Here is a 26687-nt window from a genome sequence, read left to right as displayed (position 1 = left end):
GTTGTGCGTGAGACCGGACAGTGCGTTCGCCAGCCGAACCAACGGTCGAATATTCGCAGCGAACGGAGCCCGGTTAGCCGGAATCCGCTGGCCGCATTAGGTGCTGGAAGGATGCATCTTGGCAGTCTCCCGCCAGAGCAAAAAGAACGCTTCAGGTACTACCACCCAGAATTCTCCCAATAGTTCCGTGCCCGGAGCCCCGAACCGGGTCTCCTTCGCCAAGCTGCGTGAACCTCTCGAGGTTCCGGGTCTGCTCGACGTGCAGACCGACTCGTTCCAGTGGCTGATCGGGGCGCCGGAATGGCGCGAGAAGATGACCGAGCAGACCGGCTCGGCGCCCAAGGGTGGCCTCGAAGAGGTTCTCGAAGAACTGTCCCCGATCGAGGACTTCTCCGGCTCGATGTCGCTGTCGTTCTCCGACCCGCGGTTCGACGAGGTCAAGGCCCCGGTCGAGGAGTGCCGCGACAAGGACATGACTTACGCGGCCCCGCTGTTCGTCACCGCGGAGTTCATCAACAACAACACCGGCGAGATCAAGAGCCAGACGGTGTTCATGGGTGACTTCCCGATGATGACCGAGAAGGGCACCTTCATCATCAACGGCACCGAGCGGGTGGTGGTCTCCCAGCTGGTGCGTTCGCCCGGTGTGTACTTCGACGCCAACATCGACAAGTCGACCGAGAAGACGCTGCACTCGGTGAAGGTGATCCCGGGCCGTGGTGCCTGGCTGGAGTTCGACGTCGACAAGCGCGACCTGGTCGGTGTGCGTATCGACCGCAAGCGTCGCCAGCCGGTGACCGTGCTGCTCAAGGCTCTGGGCTGGACCTCGGAGCAGATCCGGGAGCGCTTCGGCTTCTCCGAGATCATGATGTCGACGCTGGAGAAGGACAACGCGGCCAACTCCGACGAGGCGCTGCTGGACATCTACCGCAAGCTGCGTCCGGGCGAGCCCCCCACCAAGGAGTCCGCGCAGACGCTGCTGGAGAACCTGTTCTTCAAGGAGAAGCGCTACGACCTGGCGCGGGTTGGTCGTTACAAGATCAACAAGAAGCTGGGCCTGACCGCCAACCCGGGTGAGGCGCAGCCGACCACGCTGACCGAAGAGGACATCGTGGCCACCATCGAGTACCTGGTGCGCCTGCACCAGGCCGCTCAAGAGGGCGTGTCCACCACCATGACGGTGCCGGGCGGCGTCGAGGTTCCCGTGGAGGTCGACGACATCGACCACTTCGGCAACCGGCGTCTGCGCACCGTGGGTGAGCTGATCCAGAACCAGATCCGGGTCGGGCTGTCCCGGATGGAGCGCGTGGTCCGCGAGCGGATGACCACCCAGGACGTCGAGGCCATCACGCCGCAGACCCTGATCAACATCCGCCCGGTGGTCGCCGCCATCAAGGAATTCTTCGGCACCAGCCAGCTGTCGCAGTTCATGGACCAGAACAACCCGCTGTCAGGTCTGACCCACAAGCGGCGTCTGTCGGCGCTGGGCCCCGGTGGTCTGTCGCGTGAGCGCGCCGGCCTGGAAGTTCGTGACGTGCACCCGTCCCACTACGGCCGGATGTGTCCGATCGAGACGCCGGAAGGCCCCAACATCGGTCTGATCGGATCGCTGTCGGTGTACGCGCGGGTCAACCCGTTCGGTTTCATCGAGACCCCCTACCGCAAGGTCAACGACGGTGTGGTCAGCGACGACATCGAGTACCTGACCGCCGACGAGGAGGACCGCCACGTCGTGGCGCAGGCCAACTCGCCGCTGGAGGACGACGGCCGCTTCTCCGAGGACCGCGTTCTGGTCCGCCGTAAGGGTGGCGAAGTCGAGTACGTGTCGTCGTCCGAGGTCGACTACATGGACGTCTCGCCGCGCCAGATGGTGTCGGTGGCCACGGCCATGATTCCGTTCCTCGAGCACGACGACGCCAACCGTGCCCTGATGGGTGCCAACATGCAGCGCCAGGCGGTTCCGCTGGTGCGCAGCGAGGCACCTCTGGTGGGTACCGGCATGGAGCTGCGCGCCGCGATCGACGCCGGCGACGTGATCGTCGCCGACAAGACCGGTGTCATCGAGGAAGTCTCCGCCGACTACGTCACGGTGATGGCCGACGACGGCACCCGGCAGACCTACCGTATGCGCAAGTTCAACCGGTCCAACCACGGCACCTGCGCCAACCAGCGTCCGATCGTCGACGCCGGCCAGCGTGTCGAGGCCGGCCAGGTGATCGCCGACGGGCCGTGCACCGACAACGGTGAGATGGCCCTGGGCAAGAACCTGCTCGTGGCGATCATGCCGTGGGAAGGCCACAACTACGAGGACGCCATCATCCTGAGCCAGCGGCTCGTGGAGGAGGACGTGCTCACCTCGATCCACATCGAGGAGCACGAGATCGACGCCCGCGACACCAAGCTGGGCGCCGAGGAGATCACCCGGGACATCCCGAACGTCTCCGACGAGGTGCTGGCTGACCTCGACGAGCGCGGCATCGTCCGCATCGGCGCCGAGGTCCGCGACGGCGACATCCTGGTCGGCAAGGTCACCCCCAAGGGTGAGACCGAGCTGACCCCCGAGGAGCGGCTGCTGCGGGCGATCTTCGGCGAGAAGGCCCGCGAAGTCCGCGACACCTCGCTGAAGGTGCCGCACGGTGAGTCGGGCAAGGTCATCGGCATCCGGGTGTTCTCCCGCGAGGACGACGACGAGCTGCCCGCCGGCGTCAACGAGCTGGTGCGCGTCTACGTCGCGCAGAAGCGCAAGATCTCCGACGGTGACAAGCTGGCCGGTCGCCACGGCAACAAGGGCGTCATCGGCAAGATCCTGCCCGTCGAGGACATGCCGTTCCTGCCGGATGGCACCCCGGTCGACATCATCTTGAACACCCACGGTGTGCCGCGACGCATGAACATCGGTCAGATCCTGGAGACCCACCTGGGCTGGATCGCCAAGACCGGTTGGAACATCGATGTGGCGGCCGGCGTGCCGGACTGGGCGGACAAGCTCCCCGAGGAGCTGTACTCCGCCGGGCCCGACACGCGCACCGCGACCCCGGTGTTCGACGGTGCGCGGGAGGCCGAGCTGCAGGGCCTGCTGTCCTCGACGCTGCCCAACCGCGACGGCGAGGTCATGGTCAACGGTGACGGCAAGGCCACGCTGTTCGACGGCCGCTCCGGTGAGCCGTTCCCGTACCCGGTGACCGTCGGCTACATGTACATCATGAAGCTGCACCACCTGGTGGACGACAAGATCCACGCGCGTTCCACCGGTCCGTACTCGATGATCACCCAGCAGCCGCTGGGCGGTAAGGCGCAGTTCGGTGGCCAGCGGTTCGGTGAGATGGAGTGCTGGGCCATGCAGGCCTACGGTGCGGCGTACACGCTGCAGGAGCTGCTGACGATCAAGTCCGATGACACGGTCGGTCGCGTCAAGGTCTACGAGGCGATCGTCAAGGGCGAGAACATCCCCGAGCCGGGTATCCCGGAGTCCTTCAAGGTGTTGCTCAAGGAGCTGCAGTCGCTGTGCCTGAACGTGGAGGTGCTGGCGAAGGACGGTGCGGCGATCGAATTGCGCGAAGGCGAGGACGAGGACCTGGAGCGGGCAGCCGCCAACCTGGGAATCAACTTGTCCCGCAACGAATCCGCTTCGGTGGAAGACCTCGCTTAATTACCAGCTACTAAACCCGCAAGGGGAAAGGGAGTTACGTGCTCGACGTCAACTTCTTCGATGAGCTCCGCATCGGCCTGGCCACCGCGGAGGACATCCGGCAATGGTCCTACGGTGAGGTCAAGAAGCCGGAAACAATCAACTACCGCACGCTCAAGCCGGAAAAGGACGGCCTGTTCTGCGAGAAGATCTTCGGACCGACTCGCGACTGGGAGTGCTACTGCGGCAAGTACAAGCGCGTGCGCTTCAAGGGCATCATCTGTGAGCGCTGTGGCGTCGAGGTGACTCGCGCCAAGGTGCGTCGTGAGCGGATGGGCCACATCGAACTGGCCGCCCCGGTCACCCACATCTGGTACTTCAAGGGCGTGCCGTCGCGCTTGGGCTACCTGCTGGACCTGGCGCCCAAGGACCTCGAAAAGATCATCTACTTCGCGGCCTATGTCATCACCAGCGTCGACACCGAGATGCGCCACAACGAGCTGTCCACTCTGGAAGCCGAGATGGTCGTCGAGAAGAAGGCTGTCGAGGACCAGCGGGACGCCGACCTGGAGGCCCGCGCCCAGAAGCTCGAGGCCGACCTGGCCGAGCTCGAGGCTGAGGGCGCCAAGGCCGATGTGCGCCGCAAGGTGCGCGACGGCGGCGAGCGCGAGATGCGTCAGCTCCGCGACCGTGCCCAGCGTGAGCTGGACCGTCTCGACAACATCTGGGACACCTTCGTCAAGCTGGCTCCCAAGCAGCTGATCGTCGATGAGACCGTCTACCGCGAGTTGGTGGACCGCTACGGCGAGTACTTCACCGGTGCCATGGGCGCCGAGTCGATCCAGAAGCTCATCGAGAACTTCGACATCGACGCCGAGGCGGAGTCGCTGCGCGACATCATCAAGAACGGCAAGGGGCAGAAGAAGCTTCGCGCCCTCAAGCGCCTCAAGGTTGTTGCCGCGTTCCAGCAGTCGGGCAACTCCCCGATGGGCATGGTGCTCGACGCGGTGCCGGTGATCCCGCCGGAGCTGCGTCCGATGGTGCAGCTCGACGGTGGCCGGTTCGCCACGTCGGACCTCAACGACCTGTACCGCCGGGTCATCAACCGCAACAACCGCCTCAAGCGACTGATCGACCTCGGTGCCCCCGAGATCATCGTCAACAACGAGAAGCGGATGCTGCAGGAGTCCGTGGACGCGCTGTTCGACAACGGCCGTCGCGGCCGGCCGGTCACCGGACCGGGCAACCGTCCGCTGAAGTCGCTGAGCGACCTGCTCAAGGGCAAGCAGGGCCGGTTCCGTCAGAACCTGCTCGGTAAGCGTGTCGACTACTCGGGCCGTTCGGTGATCGTGGTCGGTCCGCAGCTCAAGCTGCACCAGTGCGGTCTGCCCAAGCTGATGGCGCTGGAGCTGTTCAAGCCGTTCGTGATGAAGCGACTGGTTGACCTCAACCACGCGCAGAACATCAAGAGCGCCAAGCGGATGGTGGAGCGGCAGCGTCCCCAGGTGTGGGACGTCCTCGAAGAGGTCATCGCCGAGCACCCGGTGCTGCTCAACCGCGCACCCACGCTGCACCGCCTGGGTATTCAGGCCTTCGAGCCGCAGCTGGTGGAAGGCAAGGCGATCCAGCTGCACCCGCTGGTGTGTGAGGCCTTCAACGCCGACTTCGACGGTGACCAGATGGCCGTGCACCTGCCGCTGAGTGCTGAGGCGCAGGCCGAGGCCCGCATCCTGATGCTGTCCTCCAACAACATCCTGTCGCCGGCCTCGGGTCGTCCGCTGGCCATGCCGCGTCTGGACATGGTTACCGGGCTGTACTACCTGACCACCGAGATCGAAGGTGACACAGGCGAATACACCCCGGCCGCCAAGGACCGCCCGGAGACCGGCGTGTACTCCTCGCCGGCCGAGGCGATCATGGCCGTCGACCGCGGTGCGTTGAGCGTGCGGGCCAAGATCAAGGTGCGTCTGGACCAGCTGCGGCCGCCGGCCGACGTGGAGACCGAGCTGTTCGGCGAGAACGGCTGGCGTCCGGGCGGGGCCTGGGTCGCCGAGACCACGCTGGGCCGGGTGCTGTTCAACGAACTGCTGCCGACCGGGTACCCGTTCGTGAACAAGCAGATGCACAAGAAGGTTCAGGCCGTCATCATCAACGACCTGGCCGAGCGCTACCCGATGATCGTGGTCGCCCAGACCGTCGACAAGCTCAAGGACGCGGGCTTCCACTGGGCCACCCGTTCGGGTGTCACGGTCTCGATGGCCGACGTGCTGGTGCCGCCGCGCAAGAAGGAGATCCTCGACTCCTACGAGGAGCGTGCCGACAAGCTGGAGAAGCAGTTCCAGCGTGGTGCCCTCAACCGCGAGGAGCGCAACGAGGCGCTGGTGGAGATCTGGAAGGAAGCCACCGAGGAAGTGGGTCAGGCGCTGCGTGACCACTACCCGGCCGACAACCCGATCATCACGATCGTCGACTCCGGTGCTACGGGTAACTTCACCCAGACCCGGACGCTGGCGGGCATGAAGGGTCTGGTGACCAACCCGAAGGGTGAGTTCATCCCGCGCCCGATCAAGTCCTCCTTCCGTGAGGGCCTGACGGTGCTGGAGTACTTCATCAACACCCACGGTGCTCGAAAGGGCTTGGCGGACACCGCGTTGCGTACCGCTGACTCGGGTTACCTGACGCGTCGTCTCGTCGACGTCTCCCAGGACGTGATCGTGCGCGAGCACGACTGCGGCACCGAGCGCGGCATCGTCGTCGACCTGGCCGAGGTCCAGGCCGACGGATCGCTGATCCGCAACCCCTTCATCGAGACGTCGGCCTACGCCCGCACGTTGGCCGTTGACGCGGTCGACGAGAAGGGCAAGGTCGTCATCGAGCGCGGCCATGACCTCGGCGACCCGTCGATCGAGGCCCTGCTGGCTGCCGGCATCGCCAGCGTCAAGGTGCGCTCGGTGCTGACCTGCGCCACGGGAACCGGCGTGTGTGCCACCTGCTACGGCCGCTCGATGGCCACCGGCAAGCTGGTCGACATCGGTGAGGCGGTCGGCATCGTCGCCGCCCAGTCCATCGGTGAGCCCGGTACTCAGCTGACCATGCGTACCTTCCACCAGGGTGGTGTCGGTGACGACATCACCGGTGGTCTGCCGCGTGTGCAGGAGCTGTTCGAGGCCCGCATCCCGCGCGGCAAGGCGCCGATCGCCGACGTCGCCGGACGGGTGCAGCTCGAAGAGGGCGAGAAGTTCTACAAGATCACGATCGTGCCGGACGACGGTGGCGAGGAAGTGGTCTACGACAAGCTGCCCAAGCGTCAGCGGCTGCGCGTGTTCAAGCACGAGGACGGCTCGGAGCGGTTGCTGTCCGACGGCGACCACGTCGAGGTTGGCCAGCAGCTCATGGAGGGCTCGGCCGACCCGCACGAGGTGCTGCGTGTGCAGGGCCCGCGCGAGGTGCAGATCCACCTGGTCAACGAGGTCCAGCAGGTCTACCGGGCCCAGGGTGTGTCGATCCACGACAAGCACATCGAGGTGATCGTCCGGCAGATGCTGCGGCGGGTGACCATCATCGATTCGGGCGCCACCGAGTTCCTGCCCGGTTCGCTGACCGAGCGGGCCGAGTTCGAGACGGCGAACCGTCGTGCGGTGGCCGAGGGCCTGGAGCCCGCGGCCGGCCGTCCGGTGCTGATGGGTATCACCAAGGCGTCGCTGGCCACCGACTCGTGGCTGTCGGCGGCCTCCTTCCAGGAGACCACCCGCGTGCTGACCGATGCGGCGATCAACTGCCGCAGCGACAAGCTGCAGGGCCTGAAGGAGAACGTGATCATCGGAAAGCTGATCCCGGCCGGCACCGGCATCAACCGGTACCGCAACATCGCCGTGCAGCCCACCGAAGAGGCCCGGGCCGCTGCGTACACGATCCCGTCCTACGAGGATCAGTACTACAGCCCGGACTTCGGCGCCGCCACCGGTGCCGCGGTGCCGCTGGACGACTACGGGTACAGCGACTACCGGTAGTCCGGTTTCCTGCGCGAGCAGACGCGAAAGCCCCCATTTCGAGGCCGAAATGGGGGCTTTCGCGTCTGTTGGGCGAGGTTGGTGACCCGTCGGGTGGTGAGCGTGGTGACCCCTTGCCGGGGAGTTATCCACAGGGTGACTTTCCCGTCGGGCGGGTCTGCGCCAACCTCGGCTCGTGTCACCTGAGCAGGTTTTCGCAGCCAACGGTGGTGTGGCAACTACCCGGCAACTCCTCGACGTCATCAGCCGAAAGGCGCTGGCCTGTCACGTGCGAGAGGGCCGCATGGTGCGGTTGCGCCGCGGCGTCTACGCGGCCGCCCCACCCGACGTGTTCGGTCAGCTCGCCGCGCTGGACCTTGCCACCGGTGCTCGGATCGTCGCGTGCATGGGCACCGCAGCAGGCCTCTACGGCTTTGACACCGAACCCGATTCCCGGTTGCACGTGCTGGACCCTGGCATCCGGCTACGGCCCTCGGCCGATGTCATGGTCCACCAGCGTCTTGGCGCCCCGCTGCGGCCGGTCGCGGGGCGCCTCGCCACCGCGCCGGCGTGGACAGCCATCGAGGTGGCGCGGACGCTATGGCGGCCCGTGCCTTGGCGACCCTCGACGCCGCGGTACGTGTCGGGGCGTGCACGCCGTCGGAGTTGGCCGACGCAGTCGCGGAGCAGAAGGGCCGCCGGGGCATCGTCAAAGTCCGTGAATTGATCGGCCACATCGACGGGCGTTCTGAGTCCGCGATGGAAAGCGAGGCTCGGCTGGTGTTCATCGATGCGGCCCTGCCCCAGCCGGAGCTGCAATACGAGATCGTGGACCGATGCGGTGACCGCTGGCGTACCGACTTCGCCTGGCCGGAGGCGCGGCTGGCGGCCGAGTACGACAGTGTCGACTGGCATATGGGGCCCCAGGCCCTGTTGCATGACCGGTTGAAGATCGCGCGCTTACAAGAGTGCGGCTGGCTGTCGGTTCCCATGACGGTCAGCGACGTCCGCGGCGATCCGTCGCGACTGGTCGCCCGGATCGCAAGGCACTTGAACCAGCGTCTGGCCGCGTGATTTCTCCTGCGCGAGCAGACGTGAAAGCCCCAATTTCGAGGACAAATTGGGGGCTTTCACGTCTGCTCGCGGGGGGAAACAGCACGCACCAGGTTGCGGCGGGGCGGCAGACCGGGTTGCATCGTGGGATGGGGGACGAAATCAGCCGCACCACCTACTCCCGCAGCCAGCGGCGCCAATACCGGCACAAGATTCAGCAGTGCCTGGATGTGTTCGAGACGATGCTGGCGCAGGCCAGCTTCGAGTGTGAGCCCCCGCTGACCGGTATGGAGATCGAGGGCAACCTGATCGGCGACGACTATCGGCCGGCCATGTCCAACGCCGGTGTGCTGTCCTCGATCGACGACCCGGCGTTTCAGCGCGAATTGGGTTCCTACAACATCGAGTTCAACGTTCCTCCCCGTCAGTTCACCAAGCGTGCCGCACTGGATCTGGAAGCCGAGGTGCGCGCCAGCCTCAACGACGCGCAGGCCAAAGCCCGCACACACGACGCCGGCATCGTCATGATCGGCATCCTGCCCACCCTGATGCCCGAGCACCTGACCGGTGACTGGATGAGTGATTCGGCGCGGTACGCGGCTCTCAACGACTCGATCTTCGCCGCGCGCGGTGAAGACATCGACATCGACATCGACGGCCCCGAGCCGCTGAACCTGCATGTGGGCGACATTGCGCCGGAATCTGCGTGCACCAGCATGCAACTGCACCTGCAGGTCTCGCCGGCCAACTTCGCCAACCACTGGAACGCCGCTCAGGTACTGGCCGGCCCGCAACTGGCGATCGGCGCCAACTCGCCGTACTTCTTCGGCCATCGCCTGTGGGCGGAGACCCGCGTGGAGCTGTTCGCTCAGTCCACCGACACCCGCCCCGACGAACTGAAAAACCAAGGGGTGCGGCCCCGGGTGTGGTTCGGCGAGCGGTGGATCACCTCGATCTTCGACCTGTTCGAGGAGAACGTGCGCTACTTCCCGTCGCTGCTGCCCGAGGTGTCGGAGGAAGATCCCGCCGCCGAACTCGCCCAGGGACGCACCCCGCAGCTCTCGGAGCTGCGTCTGCACAACGGCACGGTGTACCGCTGGAATCGGCCGGTCTATGACGTCGTCGACGGTCGGCCTCACCTGCGGGTGGAGAACCGGGTCCTGCCGTCGGGCCCGACGGTGGCCGACATGGTGGCCAATGCGGTCTTCTACTACGGCCTGCTGCGCAGGCTGGCCCGTGACCAGCGCCCGTTGTGGACCCAGATGAGTTTTGCGGTGGCACACGACAACTTCCGCCGGGCGGCGCGCCTGGGTATGGATGCCCGCCTGTTCTGGCCGGAGCTGGGCGAGGTGAGCGTGGCGGAACTGACCCAGCGCGAACTGCTGCCGCTGGCCCGCCAGGGACTCGAGGAGTGGGGGGTGGCCACCGAGGTGATCGACCGGTTCCTCGGCATCATCGCCGACCGGGTGGCCACCGGACGCAACGGCGCCACCTGGCAGGTGTCGACGGTCCGCGCGCTGCAGGCGCAGGGCCTGAGCCGGTCGGCCGCGCTGGTGGAGATGCTGCGGCGCTATTGCGCGCACATGCACACCAACGAGCCGGTGCACACCTGGCCGACGGAGGGGTCCGGCTCGGACTAGGCTGGCCGCCGTGTTGATCGGTTCCCATGTGCGCCCGCAGAATCCGCTGGCAGCCGCTGAGGCCGAGGGCGCCGACGTGGTGCAGATCTTCCTCGGCAACCCGCAGAGCTGGAAGCCCCCCAAACCCCGCGAGGACGCGGCGGAACTTCGCGCGGCGGCGCTGCCGATCTACGTCCACGCGCCGTACCTGATCAACGTGGCCTCCCCGAACAACCGGGTGCGCATCCCGTCGCGCACCGTGTTGCAGCAGACCTGTGACGCTGCCGCCGACATCGGCGCGGCCGCGGTGATCGTGCACGGCGGGCACGTGACCGCCGACGATGACGACCCGCAGGCGGGGTTCGCGCGGTGGCGCAAGGCGCTGGATCGCTTGGAGACGACTGTCCCGGTGTACCTGGAGAACACCGCCGGCGGTGACTATGCGATGGCCCGGCACTTCGACACCATCGCCAAACTGTGGGACCACATCGGTGACACCGGTGTGGGGTTCTGCCTGGATACCTGCCACACCTGGGCGGCCGGGGAATCCCTGCCCGACGCCGTGGAACGCATCAGGGCGATCACCGGACGCATCGATCTGGTGCACTGCAACGACTCCAAGGACGCGCCCGGTTCCGGCCGGGACCGCCACGCCAACTTCGGGACCGGCCAGATCGACCCGGACCTGCTGGTCGCGGTGGTCGCGGCCGCGGGCGCTCCGGTGATCTGCGAGACCGCCGAGGAGGGCCGCGCGGCCGACATCGCGTTCCTGCGCGAACGGCTGGGCTGAGGCACGCCGACCCCGCCAAAAACATCCGTTTTGACTGATTTGTTCCTCAGTAGGCGACATTGAGTTGGTTGTGTGCTACAACTGTATGCAGGCGCCGTGACCGTGGCGGCTACGCACGTCTCAGGACTGGAGGGGGTCCATATGCCTGAGCAACACCGGATTCGGTGTGGGGGGAGTGCGTAGCGCCCAGTCCGGCGCCCCAAAAACGACGACGGTCACAGCCCGGAACCTCCCGACCCCGGGCCGTGACCGTCGTTTATGTCTGCCGGAAGTTCGGCACCAATGTGATTACACCTATTGTTCGTGCGTGCAAAAACTGTAATATTCGGTTATGGCTGACACGCACATCGTCATCAACCAGGTCCAGCCGCTGGAGGACTACAACCCGGCGTCCTCCCCGGTCCTTGTCGAGTCGCTGATCCGCGAGGGCGGGCAATGGGGCGTCGACCAGGTCACCGACCTCGGGGCCCTGTCCGGGTCCAAACAGGTGCAACGCTGGGGCGAGCTGGCCGCCCGCAACAAGCCGGTGCTGCACACCCACGACAAGGTCGGCAATCGGATCGACGAAGTCGAATACGACCCGGCCTACCACGAGTTGATGCGCGCCGCGATCGCCCACGGCCTGCACGCCGCGCCCTGGGCCGACCCGCGGCCCGGTGCGCATGTGGTTCGCGCCGCTCAAACCGGGGTGTGGACCGCGGAGCCGGGCCACATGTGTCCGATCTCGATGACCTACGCGGTGGTCCCCGCGCTGCGCAACAACGCCGAACTCGCCAAGATCTATGAGCCCCTGCTGACCAGCCCAGTCTACGACCCCGAGCTGAAGGTGCCGACCGCCAAGGCCGGCATCACCGCGGGCATGTCGATGACCGAGAAACAAGGCGGCTCCGACGTGCGCGCCGGAACCACCCAGGCGGTGCCGAACGCCGACGGCAGCTACACCCTGACCGGGCACAAATGGTTCACCTCCGCGCCGATGTGCGACGTGTTCCTGGTGCTGGCGCAGGCGCCCGGAGGCCTGAGTTGCTTCTTCCTGCCCCGGATCCTGCCCGACGGCACCCGCAACCGGATGCGGCTGCAGCGGCTCAAGGACAAGCTCGGCAACCACGCCAACGCCTCCAGCGAGATCGAGTACGACGGCGCGACCGCCTGGCTGGTGGGGGAGGAGGGCCGCGGGGTCTCGGTCATCATCGAGATGGTCAACCTCACGCGCCTGGACTGCGCGCTGGGCAGTGCCACCAGCATGCGGATGGGCCTGGCGCGCGCCACCTACCACGCCCAGCACCGCAAGGCATTCGGCGAGTACCTGATCGATCAGCCACTGATGCGCAACGTGCTGGCCGATCTGGCCGTGGAAGCCGAGGCCGCCACCATGGTCTCGATGCGGATGGCCGGTGCCACCGACAAGGCGGTCCGCGGCGACGAACGGGAGGGGCTGCTGCGCCGGATCGGGCTGGCGGCCACCAAGTACTGGGTGTGCAAGCGCGCCACCCCGCACGCCGCGGAGGCCATGGAATGCCTGGGCGGCAACGGCTACATCGAGGACTCCCTGATGCCGCGGCTGTACCGGGAGGCGCCGCTGATGGGCATCTGGGAGGGGTCGGGCAACGTCAGCGCCCTGGACACCCTGCGCGCCCTGGCCACCCAACCGCAATCGGTGGCCGTGCTCCTCGACGAGCTGGCCCAGACCACCGGGCAGGATCAACGGCTCGACGCCCACGTCGAGGCGTTGAAGACCCAGCTGTCGGGCCTGGGCAGTGACGTGGCCGCCGCCCAATACCAGGCCCGCAAGGTCGCCGAGGACATCTGCCTGGCACTGCAGGGCGGGTTGCTGGTGCGCCACGGCCACCCCGCCGTCGCTGAGGCGTTTCTGGCGACCCGGCTCGGCGGCCGATGGGGAGGGGCGTTCGGCACCCTGCCGGCCGGCCTCGATCTCGGACCCATCCTTGAGCGGGCTCTGGTCAAGGGCTGAGGTCAGCGCAGGCCATGCGACACCACATCGCCCCGGTCGAATTCGACAACCTGCGGACGATGACCTACGAGGTCGCCGACCGCGTCGCCCGCATCACCTTCAACCGCCCAGAGCACGGCAACGCGATCACCGCCGACACCCCGCTGGAACTCTCAGCACTGGTGGAACGCGCCGACCTGGATCCGAACGTGCACGTGATTCTGGTGTCGGGCCGCGGCGAGGGGTTCTGCGCCGGTTTCGACCTGGGTGCCTACGCCGAAGGCTCGTCGTCGGCGGGCGGAGAGCACAACCGGGGCACTGTGCTCGACGGTAAGACCCAGGCCACCAACCACCGCTCGGATCAGCCGTGGGACCCGATGATCGACTACCAGATGATGAGCCGATTCGTTCGCGGCTTCGCCTCGCTGATGCACTGTGACAAGCCCACCGTGGTCAAGATCCACGGCTACTGCGTGGCCGGCGGCACCGACATCGCCCTGCACGCCGACCAGGTGATCGCGGCGTCCGACGCCAAGATCGGCTACCCGCCGATGCGGGTGTGGGGGGTGCCGGCGGCCGGGCTGTGGGCGCACCGGCTCGGCGATCAGCGTGCCAAACGCCTCCTGCTGACCGGAGACTGCATCACCGGAGCCCAGGCCGCCGAATGGGGTCTGGCGATCGAGGCCCCCGACCCGGCTGATCTCGACGAACGCACCGAGCGCCTGGTCGCCCGGATCGCCGCGATGCCGGTCAACCAACTGATCATGGCCAAACTCGCGCTCAACACCGCCCTGCTGCAGCAGGGTGTGGCCACCAGCCGGATGGTCAGCACCGTGTTCGACGGGGTGGCGCGGCACACGCCGGAGGGGCACGCCTTTGTCGCCGACGCGGTGCAACACGGATTCCGCGAGGCGGTGCGACACCGTGACGAGCCGTTCGGGGATTATGGCCGAAAGACCTCGGGGGTTTAGGCGGAGACCGGATGGCTGACACAGTGCGTATGACGGCCCGCTCGGTAGTCCTGTCCGTGCTGCTGGGGGCCCACCCCGCGTCGGCCACCGCGGGTGAATTGCTACGACTGACAACAGATTTCGGCATCAAGGAGACAGCCCTGCGGGTGGCGCTGACCCGACTGGTGGCGGCCGGAGACCTGGTCCGCTCAAGCGCGGGGTACGGGTTGTCCGAGCGTCTGCTGGAGCGCCAGCGCCTGCAGGACGCGGCACTGAATCCGCAGACCAGAGCTTGGGACGGCACCTGGCTTGCCGTGGTGATCACCAGCATCGGCTGCGACGCGCGAACTCGGGCCACCCTGCGTTCAGGACTGACCGACCGGCGGTTCGCCGAGCTGCGCGAGGGATTCTGGATGCGCCCGGACAATATCGACGTCGAGCTGGGCGAGGGGCTCGAGCTGCACACCCGGTTGCTCACCGCGCGCGATGAGCAACCGGCCGAGCTGGCCGCCACGCTGTGGGATCTGCCGGGGTGGGCGCAGACCGGCCACGAGCTGCTCGCCGCGATGGCCGACGCCGAGGACGTGCCGAGCCGGTTCATCGTCGCAGCGGCCATGGTTCGCCACCTGCGCCGCGACCCGGTGCTGCCACCCGAACTGCTTCCGGCGGACTGGCCGGGGACGCGAATCCGCAGTCGCTACGCGGAATTCGCCGATGAATTAGTCGCGCGACGCGACGCTGACCGAGAGGGGGTGCTGCGATGAATGCGGTGCGTGTGGAGCGCAGTGGGCCTGTCACCACGGTGATCTTGGATCGGCCGCACGCCCGAAACGCCGTCGACGGCCCGACGGCCGCCGCGCTGTATCAGGCCTTCGACGAATTCGACCGCGATGCAAGCGCATCGGTGGCCGTACTGTGGGGCGACCACGGAACCTTCTGTGCGGGAGCTGATCTCAAAGCCCTGGGGACGCCGAATACCAATAAGACCCATCGCAGCGGGCCGGGACCGATGGGTCCGACCCGAATGGTGTTGTCCAAACCGGTGATCGCCGCGGTCAGCGGCTACGCGGTAGCCGGTGGCCTGGAGTTGGCGCTGTGGTGCGACATGCGTGTGGTCGAGGCCGACGCGACCTTCGGCGTCTTCTGCCGACGCTGGGGGGTTCCGCTCATCGATGGTGGCACCGTGCGGCTGCCCAGGCTGATCGGCCACAGTCGCGCCATGGACATGATCCTCACCGGCCGTGCGGTGGACGCCGAGGAGGCGCTGGCGATCGGGCTGGCCAACCGGGTGGTCCCCACCGGGGAGGCGCGCCGCGCGGCCGAGCAACTGGCGCTGGAACTGGCCGAGTTGCCGCAGGGGTGCCTGCGCGCGGATCGGCTGTCCGCGCTGCGGCAGTGGGGCCTGACCGAAGCCCATGCGATGGACGCCGAATTCGAGAGCATCGAGCGGGTGGCCGACGAGGCATTGCGCGGGGCGGGCCGATTCGCTGATGGGGCCGGCCGCCACGGCGCTAAGGCTTGACGCCGGCGGGCGCCCGGCGCCCGGCTGCGCCGCGCTTGCGACCGCCGGGAAGTGCTTGACGCCGGCGGCCAGCCTGACCCGCTCAGCGCTTGTCGGCGACGGTGTTACGCACCCCGCGGTCGTCGACCTTGGGATCGCCGCCGTAATAGGTGACGGTGTTGTTGAGTCCGCTGAGCGTCAGCGTCTTGTCGATGCGCTCGATCGTGATGCGGTTGTCGGCACCGGCCACGTTCACCGCCTCGCAGCGGCCGCGGACCGTCAGCTTGTTGTTGGAACCGAGCACGTGCAGCGACTTGCCGTCGGCGCAGTCCAAAGCCGAGGTCGCGCCGAACGACTCATATCGGATCGTGTTTGCGAACCGGCCGTCGTAGTTCTGGGAGATCCGCGAGGACTTAGCAGGCGGCGCTTGCGACTCGCAGCCGGCGAGCACCGCTGACAGCAGCGCCGTCGCGGCGGCCATCAGCGAGCAGAGGTTTACCCGGAGCCTGCGAGTCACGCCGGTACGCGTTGGAGCCGGTTGGTCATCCCCAGCTCGCGTCCGCGGTCGAACAGCAGCGGGTCGCCATTGTGGTAGTACACGGTCGTGTCGTAGCCGTAGACGGTCACATCGTTGAGGATGGTGTCGGCGATCACGGTGTTCTGCGAGCCCTGCGTGGTCACCGCATAGCAGGTGCCCATCGCGTGGATGGTGAGGTTGACGCCGTTGATGAACAGGGTCCCGCCGTTGCAGTCCAGAACGTGGGTCTCGTGCACCCCGTAGATGTGAATGTCGCCGGGCACGGCGTGCACGCTCGCGGCTGCTCCCAGTGAACCGGCGCCCAGACCCAGCAACACACCAGCCAGCGCGGACCACTTCATCTCCGAGCCCCTCTCACCGGACGCAATCTCGGCAAAGCTTACGTCGCACCCGGCGGCGCGTACTCGGGTTCCCCTCCTAATCGGTCCACTAGAGTTCAGTGCTGATCTCATCCTGCTGTGCAATACGAAGGGCCCACGCCATGTCAGCTCGACCAGACCCGTCCGCAGCGGCGGGTCGCTCGCGCAACAACGGCAAATCGGGGGCGCGACCGGTCAAGCTCAGCCGCGAGGTCATCGTCAACGCCGCACTGAATTTCTTGGACCGTGAGGGCTGGGATGCGCTGACCATCAATGCGTTGGCCACCCAGCTGGGCACCAAGGGGCCGTCGCTCTATAACCACGTGCACAGCCTGGGCGATCTGCGCCGCGCCATGCGGATGCGGGTCATCGACGACATTCTGGAGATGCTGACCCAGGTCGGACAGGGCCGCGCGCGCGACGACGCAGTGCTGGTGATGGCCGGCGCCTACCGCAGCTATGCCCACCACCACCCGGGCCGGTATTCCGCCTTCACCCGGATGCCGCTGGGCGGCGACGACCCGGAGTACACGGCCGCGGCCACCCGCGCCGCCGCCCCGGTTATCGAGGTGCTGGCGTCCTACGGGCTCGAGGGAGACAAGGCGTTTCACGCCGCGCTGGAATTCTGGGCGGCGATGCACGGATTCGTGCTGTTGGAGATGACCGGCGTGATGGATGACGTGGACACCGACGCCGTCTTCGCCGACATGGTCCGCAGGCTGGCATCGGCTATGGACAACCGCAGCCAGTAGGTGGCGGAGGGGGTCAGGGGGCCCGCTTCGACGCGCTTTGACCTGCCGGAGTGCTGACGGGTATTGTGGTAGCTCGTGCCTGGCCACTGATGCGCGTTTGGTGACATAACGCGCGCGCTTGGCCTAATTCGCATGTCCATTATGCAGCGGAGTGATCCGCGGCGGTCCATGCGACACGCCCGACCGCGGGGTAGCGGTAGGGCACAGACCTGCAGGATTTACAGAGTTTGAACAGCGATACAGGAAGCCGGTAGATGCCAACCATTCAGCAGCTGGTCCGTAAGGGCCGCCGCGACAAGGTCGCCAAGGTGAAGACCGCGGCCCTCAAGGGCAGCCCGCAGCGACGGGGCGTGTGCACCCGCGTGTACACCACCACCCCGAAGAAGCCGAACTCGGCGCTTCGCAAGGTGGCGCGCGTCAAGCTGACCAGCCAGGTGGAGGTGACCGCCTACATCCCGGGTGAGGGTCACAACCTGCAGGAGCACTCGATGGTGCTGGTGCGTGGTGGTCGTGTGAAGGACCTGCCGGGTGTGCGCTACAAGATCATCCGCGGCTCGCTGGACACCCAGGGAGTCAAGAACCGCAAGCAGGCCCGCAGCCGCTACGGCGCGAAGAAGGAGAAGAGCTAATGCCGCGCAAGGGCCCCGCACCCAAGCGTCCGTTGGTCAACGACCCCGTCTACGGGTCCCAGCTGGTCACCCAGTTGGTCAACAAGGTGCTGCTGGACGGCAAGAAGTCGCTGGCCGAGCGCATCGTCTACGGCGCTCTCGAGCAGGCTCGGGAAAAGACCGGCACCGACCCGGTCGTGACGCTCAAGCGCGCGATGGACAACGTCAAGCCGGCCCTCGAGGTCCGCAGCCGCCGCGTCGGCGGTGCCACCTACCAGGTGCCGGTCGAGGTGCGGGCCGAGCGGTCCACCACCCTGGCCCTGCGCTGGCTGGTGAGCTTCTCGCGGGCGCGCCGGGAGAAGACGATGATCGAGCGCCTGGCCAACGAGATCCTGGACGCCAGCAATGGCCTGGGCGCTGCAGTCAAGCGTCGTGAAGACACCCACAAGATGGCCGAGGCCAACCGGGCGTTCGCGCACTACCGCTGGTGATCACGTCGGCGGACTGACCGCCGAAGCACCTGCGACAACAAGCAATTGAAGTAACCGAAAGAGTGGGAAGACTGCTGTGGCACAGGATGTGCTGACTGACCTGAACAAGGTCCGCAATATCGGCATCATGGCGCACATTGATGCGGGTAAGACGACGACGACCGAGCGGATCCTGTACTACACCGGCGTCAACTACAAGATCGGTGAGACGCACGACGGTGCCTCCACGACCGACTGGATGGAGCAGGAGCAGGAGCGCGGCATCACCATCACCTCCGCCGCGGTGACCTGCTTCTGGAACAAGAACCAGATCAACATCATCGACACTCCGGGCCACGTCGACTTCACCGTTGAGGTGGAGCGCTCCCTGCGGGTGCTCGATGGCGCCGTTGCCGTGTTCGACGGCAAGGAGGGCGTGGAGCCGCAGTCCGAGCAGGTGTGGCGGCAGGCCGACAAGTACGACGTGCCCCGGATCTGCTTCGTCAACAAGATGGACAAGCTCGGTGCGGACTTCTACTTCACCGTGCGCACCATCGAAGAGCGCCTCGGCGCCCGTCCGCTGGTGATCCAGCTGCCGATCGGTGCGGAGAACGACTTCGAGGGCATCGTCGACCTGGTCGAGATGAAGGCCAAGGTGTGGCGCGGCGAGACCAAGCTCGGCGAGACCTACGAGACCATCGACATCCCGGCCGATCTGGCCGACAAGGCTGACGAGTACCGGACCGCCCTGCTCGAGGCCGTCGCCGAGAGCGACGAGGCCCTGCTGGAGAAGTACCTCGGGGGCGAGGAGCTCTCCGTCGAGGAGATCAAGGCCGGCATTCGCAAGCTGACGGTCACCTCGGAGCTGTACCCGGTGCTGTGCGGCAGCGCGTTCAAGAACAAGGGTGTCCAGCCGATGTTGGACGCCGTGATCGACTACCTCCCGTCGCCGCTGGACGTCGAGTCGGTGCAGGGCCACGTGCCCGGCAAGGAAGACGAGGTCATCAGCCGCAAGCCCAGCATCGAGGAGCCGTTCTCGGCGCTGGCGTTCAAGATCGCGGTGCACCCGTTCTTCGGCAAGCTCACCTACGTCCGGGTGTACTCGGGCAAGGTGGAGTCCGGTGCTCAGGTGGTCAACTCGACCAAGGGCAAGAAGGAGCGGCTGGGCAAGCTGTTCCAGATGCACTCCAACAAGGAGAACCCGGTCGAAAGCGTTTCTGCCGGCCACATCTATGCGGTGATCGGCCTGAAGGACACCACCACCGGCGACACCCTGTGCGACCCGAACAACCAGATCGTGCTGGAGTCGATGACCTTCCCGGCTCCGGTCATCGAGGTGGCCATCGAGCCCAAGACCAAGAGTGACCAGGAAAAGCTGAGCCTGGCGATCCAGAAGCTGGCCGAAGAGGACCCGACGTTCAAGGTCCACCTCGACCAGGAGACCGGCCAGACCGTGATCGGCGGCATGGGCGAGCTGCACCTGGACATCCTGGTGGACCGCATGCGCCGCGAGTTCAAGGTCGAGGCCAACGTCGGCAAGCCGCAGGTGGCCTACAAGGAGACCATCCGCCGCAAGGTGGAGAAGGTCGAATACACCCACAAGAAGCAGACGGGTGGCTCGGGCCAGTTCGCCAAGGTCCTCATCGACCTCGAGCCGTTCACCGGCGAAGACGGTGCCACCTACGAGTTCGAGAACAAGGTCACCGGTGGCCGCGTGCCTCGCGAGTACATCCCCGCGGTGGACGCCGGCGCCCAGGACGCCATGCAGTACGGCGTGCTGGCCGGCTACCCGCTGGTCAACCTGAAGGTCACCCTGATCGACGGTCAGTACCACGACGTCGACTCCTCCGAAATGGCCTTCAAGGTGGCCGGCTCGCAGGCGCTGAAGAAGGCTGCCGCTGCCGCGCAGCCGGTGATCCTGGAACCGATCATGGCCGTTGAGGTCACCACGCCCGAGGACTACATGGGCGATGTGATCGGCGACCTGAACTCCCGCCGTGGCCAGATCCAGGCCATGGAGGAGCGCAGCGGTGCACGCGTCGTCAAGGCGCAGGTGCCGTTGTCGGAGATGTTCGGCTACGTCGGAGACTTGCGGTCGAAGACCCAGGGCCGGGCGAACTACTCCATGGTGTTCGACTCCTACGCCGAAGTGCCGGCGCAGGTGGCGAAGGAGATTATCGCGAAGGCAACGGGCGAGTAACCAGCTTCCCGCCCGTGCCGCTACGGTGGCACAAACCCAAAAAGATCAATCCTGCTGTAACCCAGCACCAACAAGTCCAGGAGGACAAGAAGTGGCGAAGGCGAAGTTCGAGCGGACGAAGCCGCACGTCAACATCGGGACCATCGGTCACGTTGACCACGGCAAGACCACGCTGACCGCGGCTATCACCAAGGTTCTGCACGACAAGTACCCGGACCTCAACGAGTCGCGTGCGTTCGACCAGATCGACAACGCTCCCGAAGAGCGTCAGCGCGGTATCACCATCAACATCTCCCACGTGGAGTACCAGACCGAGAAGCGGCACTACGCCCACGTCGACGCTCCTGGTCACGCTGACTACATCAAGAACATGATCACCGGTGCCGCCCAGATGGACGGCGCGATCCTGGTGGTCGCGGCCACTGACGGCCCGATGCCGCAGACCCGCGAGCACGTGCTGCTGGCCCGCCAGGTCGGTGTGCCCTACATCCTGGTGGCGCTGAACAAGTCCGACATGGTCGACGACGAAGAGCTCCTCGAGCTCGTCGAGATGGAGGTCCGCGAGCTGCTGGGTGCCCAGGAGTTCGACGAGGAGGCCCCGGTGGTTCGGGTGTCGGCTCTGAAGGCGCTCGAGGGCGACGAGAAGTGGGTCAAGTCCGTCGAGGAACTGATGGAGGCCGTCGACGAGTCCATCCCGGACCCGGTTCGCGAGACCGACAAGCCGTTCCTGATGCCGGTTGAGGACGTCTTCACCATCACCGGTCGTGGCACCGTGGTCACCGGTCGTGTCGAGCGCGGCGTGATCAACGTGAACGAGGAAGTCGAGATCGTCGGCATCCGTCCGGAGACCACCAAGACCACCGTCACCGGTGTCGAGATGTTCCGCAAGCTGCTGGACCAGGGCCAGGCCGGTGACAACGTCGGTCTGCTGATCCGTGGTGTCAAGCGTGAGGACGTCGAGCGTGGCCAGGTTGTGGTCAAGCCCGGCACCACCACCCCGCACACCGAGTTCGAGGGTCAGGCCTACATCCTGTCCAAGGACGAGGGTGGTCGCCACACGCCGTTCTTCAACAACTACCGTCCGCAGTTCTACTTCCGCACCACCGACGTGACCGGTGTGGTGACCCTGCCGGAGGGTACCGAGATGGTGATGCCCGGTGACAACACCGAGATGACCGTCAAGCTGATCCAGCCTGTCGCCATGGACGAGGGTCTGCGGTTCGCCATCCGTGAGGGTGGTCGTACCGTCGGCGCCGGCCGGGTGACCAAGATCATCAAGTAGTACCTGCGCGAGCAGTTCCTGCGCGAGCAGACGTAAAGTCCCCCTTTTCCTCCGGGAAAAGGGGGATTTTGCGTCTGTTCGGCCGTGTGGTGTTAGACCCTGGTCACGTGATGTTGTGGCGATACGTCAAGGCGCAGTTGCTCGTCCTGCTGTGCGGCGGCATGGTCGGGCCCATCTTCCTGATCGCGTACTACGCGATCGGCGAACTTGATGTGACGCGGTGGATGTTCTACACCGGCATCGCGATCACAGTGGCCGACGTACTGGTGGCCCTCGGCCTGGTGTATGTCGGGACGAAATCGGCCAGCGACGCCGCGGATCTCGAACGCGACGGGATCCTGGCGCTCGCCCAGATCCACGGCATCACCGAGACCGGCACCCGGATCAATGACCAACCGCTGGTCAAGTTGCGCCTGCACATCACCGGCCCGGGTCTGGCGCCGATGGACCGCGACGACCGGGTCATCGCCAGTGTCAGCCGATTGGGCAATATCACCGCCCGCAAGCTGGTGGTGCTGGTGGACCCGGTCAGCGGCAAGCACCGCATCGACTGGGAACGCAGCGCACTGGTCAATGGCCTGGTGCCCGCGCAGTTTGAGATTGCCGAAGACGGCCGGACCTACGACCTGAGCGGCCAATCCGGTCCGCTGATGGAGATCCTGCAGCTGCTGAAGTCCCATGGTGTGGGGCTGAACCAGATGGTGGATGTGCGGGCGAATCCTGCACTGCGGCAACAGATCAGCGCGGTGGTGCGCCGAGCAGTCGCGCAGCCGGCAGCCAACCCGGCAGCCGCCCCGGACGGTGAGCAGCCGTCGGTCGGGGAGCGCCTGCAGCAGTTGTCGGCACTGCACGCGTCCGGGGCGGTGACCGACGAAGAGTACGCACGCAAGCGCGCCGAGATCATCGCCGACCTCTGAGGCCTCGGATTAGAACACGTTCCATATACAGCTGCTAGCCTCGTCGAGTGAGTGAGAGCCAGAACCACAATCTGCAGGGCAAGGTGGCCTTCGTCACCGGTGCGGCGCGCGGCCAGGGCCGTTCGCACGCGATCCGGCTGGCGGCCGCCGGTGCCGACATCATCGCCGCGGACATCTGCGCGCCGGCCTCGGACTGCATCACCTACCCGGCCGCCACGCCCGAGGAACTCGCCGAGACGGTCAGTGCGGTTGAAGCGCAGGGCCGCAAGGTGCTGGCCCGCGCGGTCGACGTGCGCGACGACGCCGGTCTGCGCAAGCTGGTCGACGACGGTGTCGAGCAGTTCGGACGCCTGGACGTGGTGGTGGCCAACGCCGGCGTGCTGAGCTGGGGCCGGCTGTGGGAGCTCACCGACGAGCAGTGGAACACCGTCATCGACGTGAACCTGACCGGCACCTGGCGGACCATCCGGGCGGCGGTGCCGGCGATGATCGAGGCCGACAACGGCGGCTCGATCGTGATCGTCAGCTCGTCGGCCGGCCTGAAGGCCACTCCCGGCAATGGCCACTACGCGGCGAGCAAGCACGCACTGGTGGGTCTGACCAACACGCTGGCTCTCGAGGTCGGGGCGCACCGCATCCGGGTCAACTCGATTCACCCCTACTCGGTGGACACCCCGATGATCGAGCCGCAGGTGATGGCCGAGATCTTCACCGAGCGCCCGGAATACCTGCACGCCTTCCCTCCGATGCCGTTGCACCCGCAGTCGTTCATGACCCCTGACCAGGTCTCCGACATAGTGGTTTGGCTGGCTGGCGATGGCTCTGGAATCCTGACGGGAGTTCAGATCCAGGTGGACAAGGGCGCGCTCAAGTACTGATCGCCCCTGGCCGGAAGAAACAGGGAGATCGTGGTGCCCGACAACGGGATCGTTATCGTCGGCGGCGGCCTGGCGGCTGTGCGCACGGCCGAGGAATTGCGGCGCGAGGAATACGCGGGGCCGATCACGATCGTCTCCGACGAGACCCGCCCGCCGTATGACCGGCCGCCGCTGACCAAAGAGGTGCTGCGCGGCGAGCGTGACGAGACCACGCTGGAGCCCCCGGAGTTCTACGCCGAGCGCAACATCACCCTGCGGCTGGGTTCCGGTGCGCGCAGCGTGGACACCGCCGCGCAGTCGGTGACGCTGGCAGACGGCAGCGTCCTGGGCTACGACCAGCTGGTGATCGCCACCGGTCTTGTGCCGCGGCGCATCCCGAGCTTCGGCGATTTGGACGGCATCCGCGTGGTCCGGTCGTTCGAGGACAGCCTGGCGCTGCGCGACGACGCGGCCGGAGCCGACCGTGCGGTGGTGATCGGCGCCGGATTCATCGGGTGTGAGGCGGCAGCCAGCCTGCGCAAGCTGGGCGTGGATGTCGTGCTGGTGGAGCCGCAGCCCACGCCGCTGGCCGCCGTGCTCGGTGAGCAGATCGGCGAACTGGTGGCGCGGCTGCACCGGGCCAACGGGGTCGATGTCCGCAGCGGTGTGGGCGTCGCCGAGGTTCGCGGCTCGGGCCGCGTCGAGACCGTGGTGCTCTCCGACGGCACCGAGCTGGCCGCCGACGTGGTGGTGCTGGGCGTCGGTTCGACGCCGGCGACCGAGTGGCTGACCGGCAGCGGGGTTGAGGTCGGCAACGGCGTGGTGTGCGACGCGACCGGGCGCACCAGTGTGCCGAACGTGTGGGCCGTCGGCGACGTGGCGTTCTGGCGGGGCCGCGACGGCCACCAGGTGCGCGTTGAGCACTGGAGCAACGTGGTGACCCAGGTCCGCGTGATGGTTCCGACCATGCTGGGCCGGGAGTCCCTGCATGACGTGGCGGTGCCGGCGTACTTCTGGAGCGACCAGTACGACCTGAAGATCCAGTGCCTGGGCGAGCCGGAGGCCACCGACACCGTGCACCTGGTCGAGGACGACGGTCACAAGTTCCTGGCGTATTACGAACGCGACGGTGTGCTCGCCGGCGTGGTGGGCGCGGGTCGCCCCGGAAAGGTGATGGGGGCGCGGGCCAAGATCGCCGCGGGAGCCCCCATCTCCGACGTGCTGGGCTAGTTTTCCTTGGCGCGAGCGTGCGTGTCTGCTCGCCGACACGCCGTGTAGCGCGTACAACCATGCACGCTCGCGCCAGTAGGCGAGGGCTTCCCAACCCCCGGATCTCGCTCAAACCGCCCAATCTCCGGGTGGAGAACGCTATTCTCCACCCAGAGATTGCGAGGTGCCGGCGATGGCGGATGAACAGACAGCACGGCTCGACAGCAGCGCATTGGGCCGCTGGCTCGACGCCCATGCTGCCCCCGACACACCCGGAAAAGGCGAACTGCCAGTGCTGGAACCGCTCAGCGGTGGCTCGCAGAACACCCTCTACCGGGTACGCCGGGGCGAGGCCACCGCGGTGCTGCGGATGCCGGGCCCCCGGGCGGACGCCGCCCGCATCGATGGGCTGCGTCGGGAGATCCGCCTGGTGCGGGCGCTGTCGGGCACCGACGTCCCGCACGCGCAGTTGATCGCCGCCGACGACAACGGCGAACTGCTCGGCACACCGTTCTACGTGATGGCCGAGGTGGACGGCTGGAATTCGACCGGCAACGCCTGGCCGGCTCCCTTCGACACGGACCTGGAGACCCGCCGCGGCCTGGCTTTCGAGCTGGTCGAGGGAGCGGCCCGACTGGGACGCGTGGACTGGCGCGCGCGGGGGCTCGACGGGTTCGGCCGCCCGGACGGATTTCACGAGCGCCAGGTGGACCGCTGGCTGGCGTTCTTGGACAGCTACCGGGTACGCGACCTGCCCGGCCTGGACGAAGCCGCGGACTGGCTGCGCCGCAGCCATCCGGCGCACTACACGCCGGGAATCATGCACGGCGACTACCAGTTCGCCAACGTGATGTACGCCCACGGCGCACCCGCGAAACTGGTCGCGATCATCGACTGGGAGATGACGACCATCGGCGATCCACTTTTGGACCTGGCCTGGGCGCTGCTCGGCTACGACGGCGAGAATCCGCGAACCCAAGGCTATTACGCCGACCTCGCGGGCATGCCGACCCGCTCGGAGCTGCTGGAACGCTACGAACAGGTCAGCGGATTGTCCACCGAGAACATCGACTACTACCTGGTGCTGGCCAACTGGAAGCTGGGAATCGTGCTGGAGAAGACCTACGCGGCCTCGGTCACCGGCGGCCGGGTCGACCCGCAGATCGCCGCCGCGATGGGCCCGATGATCCCGCAGTTGATCAGTGCCGCAGCCGAACTCGCCCGCTCGCTACCGGTGAAGCGAGGCTGAGATGGGTTACGCGGATTCGCTCTTCGACCTGACCGATCGGGTGGTGCTGATCACCGGCGGTAGCCGTGGCCTGGGCCGCGAGATGGCGTTCGCGGCGGCCCGGTGCGGTGCCGATGTGGTGATCGCCAGCCGCAAACTCGACGCCTGCCAGGCCACCGCCGCCGCGATCGAGGCCGAGACGGGGCGCTCCGCGATGCCCTACGCGGTGCACGTCGGGCGCTGGGAGCAGCTCGACGGATTGGTCGGCGCAGCCTACGAGCGGTTCGGCCGAGTGGACGTGCTGGTCAACAACGCCGGCATGTCACCGGTCTACTCCCGACAGACCGACGTCACCGAGAAGATGTTCGACGCCGTGGTGAATCTCAACCTCAAAGGCCCATTTCGCCTGTCGGCGTTGATCGGTGAACGGATGGTGGCCGCGGGCCGCGGATCCATCATCAACGTCAGCACCCACGGTTCGCTGCGCCCGCACCCCACCTTCGTCCCGTATGCCGCGGCCAAGGCCGGGCTCAACGTGGTGACCGAAGCGCTGGCGCAGGCGTTCGGGCCGACGGTGCGGGTTAACACCTTGATGCCCGGGCCGTTCCTCACCGATATCTCCAAGGCGTGGGACTTCACCGAGGCCGACAATCCGTTCGGTGCCGCCGCACTGCAGCGCGCCGGGGATCCGTCGGAGATCGTCGGCGCAGCACTGTTTTTGATGTCGGACGCGTCAAGTTTCACCACCGGCTCGATCCTGCGGGTCGACGGCGGCAGTGTCTGACC

Annotated in this window: 20 protein-coding genes and 1 pseudogene; 19 read left to right on the top strand and 2 right to left on the bottom strand. The window is 66.7% G+C overall.

The features are described 5' to 3' along the window. Nucleotides 1-100 precede the first annotated feature (100 nt). The 9 genes and pseudogenes from rpoB (at nt 101) to AWC18_RS07000 (ending at nt 15502) form a co-directional block, all read left to right on the top strand. Nucleotides 101-3649, top strand: coding sequence for a DNA-directed RNA polymerase subunit beta (rpoB, locus tag AWC18_RS07040; RefSeq protein ID WP_085138217.1), 3549 nt, complete (start codon nt 101-103; stop codon nt 3647-3649). Between the two features lie 38 nt (nt 3650-3687). Beyond that, complete coding sequence (locus tag AWC18_RS07035; RefSeq protein ID WP_085138216.1) at nt 3688-7638, top strand: DNA-directed RNA polymerase subunit beta'; 3951 nt, start codon at nt 3688-3690, stop codon at nt 7636-7638. Between the two features lie 175 nt (nt 7639-7813). Continuing rightward, nucleotides 7814-8691: pseudogene (locus AWC18_RS07030) on the top strand (type IV toxin-antitoxin system AbiEi family antitoxin). 128 nt (nt 8692-8819) lie between these two features. Beyond that, complete coding sequence (locus tag AWC18_RS07025) at nt 8820-10310, top strand: glutamate-cysteine ligase family protein (RefSeq protein ID WP_085138215.1); 1491 nt, start codon at nt 8820-8822, stop codon at nt 10308-10310. A 10-nt stretch (nt 10311-10320) separates the two neighbouring features. Continuing rightward, nucleotides 10321-11079: a deoxyribonuclease IV gene (locus AWC18_RS07020; protein WP_085138214.1), complete on the top strand. Its 759-nt coding sequence runs from the start codon at nt 10321-10323 to the stop codon at nt 11077-11079. 331 nt (nt 11080-11410) lie between these two features. Next, entirely contained in the window at nt 11411-13051 is a 1641-nt protein-coding gene (locus AWC18_RS07015) for an acyl-CoA dehydrogenase family protein (RefSeq protein ID WP_085138213.1), read from the top strand. A gap of 14 nt (nt 13052-13065) precedes the next feature. Next, the gene (locus AWC18_RS07010) at nt 13066-14001 is read left to right on the top strand and encodes a crotonase/enoyl-CoA hydratase family protein (protein WP_064997878.1); all 936 of its coding nucleotides are present in this window, start codon (nt 13066-13068) and stop codon (nt 13999-14001) included. 29 nt (nt 14002-14030) lie between these two features. Beyond that, a complete protein-coding gene (locus AWC18_RS07005) occupies nt 14031-14744 on the top strand; it encodes a PaaX family transcriptional regulator C-terminal domain-containing protein (protein ID WP_109470357.1) in 714 nt (237 codons plus the stop codon). Then, nucleotides 14741-15502 carry a crotonase/enoyl-CoA hydratase family protein gene (locus AWC18_RS07000; RefSeq protein WP_064997880.1) on the top strand — a complete coding sequence of 254 codons (762 nt, stop codon included), beginning with the start codon at nt 14741-14743 and terminating at the stop codon, nt 15500-15502. The genes AWC18_RS07005 and AWC18_RS07000 overlap by 4 nt, the downstream gene beginning before the upstream one ends. Before the next feature lie 82 nt (nt 15503-15584). Here the strand turns inward: AWC18_RS07000 and AWC18_RS06995 are convergent, their stop codons facing one another. Both AWC18_RS06995 and AWC18_RS06990 read right to left on the bottom strand, forming a co-directional pair. Further along, complete coding sequence (locus AWC18_RS06995) at nt 15585-15962, bottom strand: DUF3060 domain-containing protein (protein ID WP_085138212.1); 378 nt, start codon at nt 15960-15962, stop codon at nt 15585-15587. A gap of 32 nt (nt 15963-15994) precedes the next feature. After that, nucleotides 15995-16360, bottom strand: a complete 366-nt coding sequence (locus AWC18_RS06990) for a DUF3060 domain-containing protein (protein WP_085138211.1) — start codon at nt 16358-16360, stop codon at nt 15995-15997. Nucleotides 16361-16500: 140 nt separating this feature from the next. Between AWC18_RS06990 and AWC18_RS06985 the strand changes: the two genes are divergently transcribed. The 10 genes from AWC18_RS06985 (at nt 16501) to AWC18_RS06940 (ending at nt 26685) form a co-directional block, all read left to right on the top strand. Further along, nucleotides 16501-17130, top strand: coding sequence for a TetR/AcrR family transcriptional regulator (locus AWC18_RS06985; RefSeq protein ID WP_085138210.1), 630 nt, complete (start codon nt 16501-16503; stop codon nt 17128-17130). Between the two features lie 254 nt (nt 17131-17384). Continuing rightward, on the top strand, nt 17385-17759 hold the full coding sequence (gene rpsL, locus AWC18_RS06980) for a 30S ribosomal protein S12 (protein ID WP_007767794.1): 375 nt from the start codon (nt 17385-17387) through the stop codon (nt 17757-17759). Further along, the gene (gene rpsG / locus AWC18_RS06975; protein ID WP_064997884.1) at nt 17759-18229 is read left to right on the top strand and encodes a 30S ribosomal protein S7; all 471 of its coding nucleotides are present in this window, start codon (nt 17759-17761) and stop codon (nt 18227-18229) included. The genes rpsL and rpsG overlap by 1 nt, the downstream gene beginning before the upstream one ends. Nucleotides 18230-18305: 76 nt before the next feature. Next, nucleotides 18306-20408, top strand: coding sequence for an elongation factor G (fusA, locus tag AWC18_RS06970; protein WP_085138209.1), 2103 nt, complete (start codon nt 18306-18308; stop codon nt 20406-20408). Between the two features lie 91 nt (nt 20409-20499). After that, complete coding sequence (gene tuf / locus AWC18_RS06965; protein ID WP_064997886.1) at nt 20500-21690, top strand: elongation factor Tu; 1191 nt, start codon at nt 20500-20502, stop codon at nt 21688-21690. Between the two features lie 110 nt (nt 21691-21800). Beyond that, nucleotides 21801-22607, top strand: a complete 807-nt coding sequence (locus tag AWC18_RS06960) for an SHOCT domain-containing protein (protein ID WP_085138208.1) — start codon at nt 21801-21803, stop codon at nt 22605-22607. Nucleotides 22608-22654: 47 nt separating this feature from the next. Then, nucleotides 22655-23485, top strand: a complete 831-nt coding sequence (locus tag AWC18_RS06955) for a mycofactocin-coupled SDR family oxidoreductase (protein WP_085138207.1) — start codon at nt 22655-22657, stop codon at nt 23483-23485. Between the two features lie 30 nt (nt 23486-23515). Further along, the gene (locus AWC18_RS06950) at nt 23516-24694 is read left to right on the top strand and encodes an NAD(P)/FAD-dependent oxidoreductase (RefSeq protein ID WP_165757980.1); all 1179 of its coding nucleotides are present in this window, start codon (nt 23516-23518) and stop codon (nt 24692-24694) included. 172 nt (nt 24695-24866) lie between these two features. Then, nucleotides 24867-25922 (top strand): phosphotransferase family protein, encoded by a 1056-nt coding sequence (locus AWC18_RS06945; protein WP_085138205.1) that lies wholly within the window; start codon nt 24867-24869, stop codon nt 25920-25922. A gap of 1 nt (nt 25923) precedes the next feature. Further along, the gene (locus AWC18_RS06940) at nt 25924-26685 is read left to right on the top strand and encodes an SDR family NAD(P)-dependent oxidoreductase (RefSeq protein WP_085138204.1); all 762 of its coding nucleotides are present in this window, start codon (nt 25924-25926) and stop codon (nt 26683-26685) included. Nucleotides 26686-26687: the final 2 nt, after the last annotated feature.

Source organism: Mycolicibacter nonchromogenicus (assembly GCF_002101775.1).
GTDB classification, from domain to species: domain Bacteria; phylum Actinomycetota; class Actinomycetes; order Mycobacteriales; family Mycobacteriaceae; genus Mycobacterium; species Mycobacterium nonchromogenicum.
Note: the sequence above shows the minus strand (reverse complement) of the source record. Positions and strands in the feature narration are given on the sequence as shown.

Excerpts from the sequence above, each read along its gene's own strand:
- AWC18_RS07025 (WP_085138215.1), top strand. The coding sequence starts at position 8,820 with ATGGGGGACGAAATCAGCCGCACCACCTACTCCCGCAGCCAGCGGCGC.
- AWC18_RS07015 (WP_085138213.1), top strand. The coding sequence starts at position 11,411 with ATGGCTGACACGCACATCGTCATCAACCAGGTCCAGCCGCTGGAGGAC.
- AWC18_RS07010 (WP_064997878.1), top strand. The coding sequence starts at position 13,066 with ATGCGACACCACATCGCCCCGGTCGAATTCGACAACCTGCGGACGATG.
- AWC18_RS07005 (WP_109470357.1), top strand. The coding sequence starts at position 14,031 with ATGACGGCCCGCTCGGTAGTCCTGTCCGTGCTGCTGGGGGCCCACCCC.
- AWC18_RS07000 (WP_064997880.1), top strand. The coding sequence starts at position 14,741 with ATGAATGCGGTGCGTGTGGAGCGCAGTGGGCCTGTCACCACGGTGATC.
- AWC18_RS06995 (WP_085138212.1), bottom strand. The coding sequence starts at position 15,962 with ATGGCCGCCGCGACGGCGCTGCTGTCAGCGGTGCTCGCCGGCTGCGAG.
- AWC18_RS06990 (WP_085138211.1), bottom strand. The coding sequence starts at position 16,360 with ATGAAGTGGTCCGCGCTGGCTGGTGTGTTGCTGGGTCTGGGCGCCGGT.
- AWC18_RS06985 (WP_085138210.1), top strand. The coding sequence starts at position 16,501 with ATGTCAGCTCGACCAGACCCGTCCGCAGCGGCGGGTCGCTCGCGCAAC.
- rpsL (WP_007767794.1), top strand. The coding sequence starts at position 17,385 with ATGCCAACCATTCAGCAGCTGGTCCGTAAGGGCCGCCGCGACAAGGTC.
- rpsG (WP_064997884.1), top strand. The coding sequence starts at position 17,759 with ATGCCGCGCAAGGGCCCCGCACCCAAGCGTCCGTTGGTCAACGACCCC.
- AWC18_RS06960 (WP_085138208.1), top strand. The coding sequence starts at position 21,801 with ATGTTGTGGCGATACGTCAAGGCGCAGTTGCTCGTCCTGCTGTGCGGC.
- AWC18_RS06945 (WP_085138205.1), top strand. The coding sequence starts at position 24,867 with ATGGCGGATGAACAGACAGCACGGCTCGACAGCAGCGCATTGGGCCGC.
- AWC18_RS06940 (WP_085138204.1), top strand. The coding sequence starts at position 25,924 with ATGGGTTACGCGGATTCGCTCTTCGACCTGACCGATCGGGTGGTGCTG.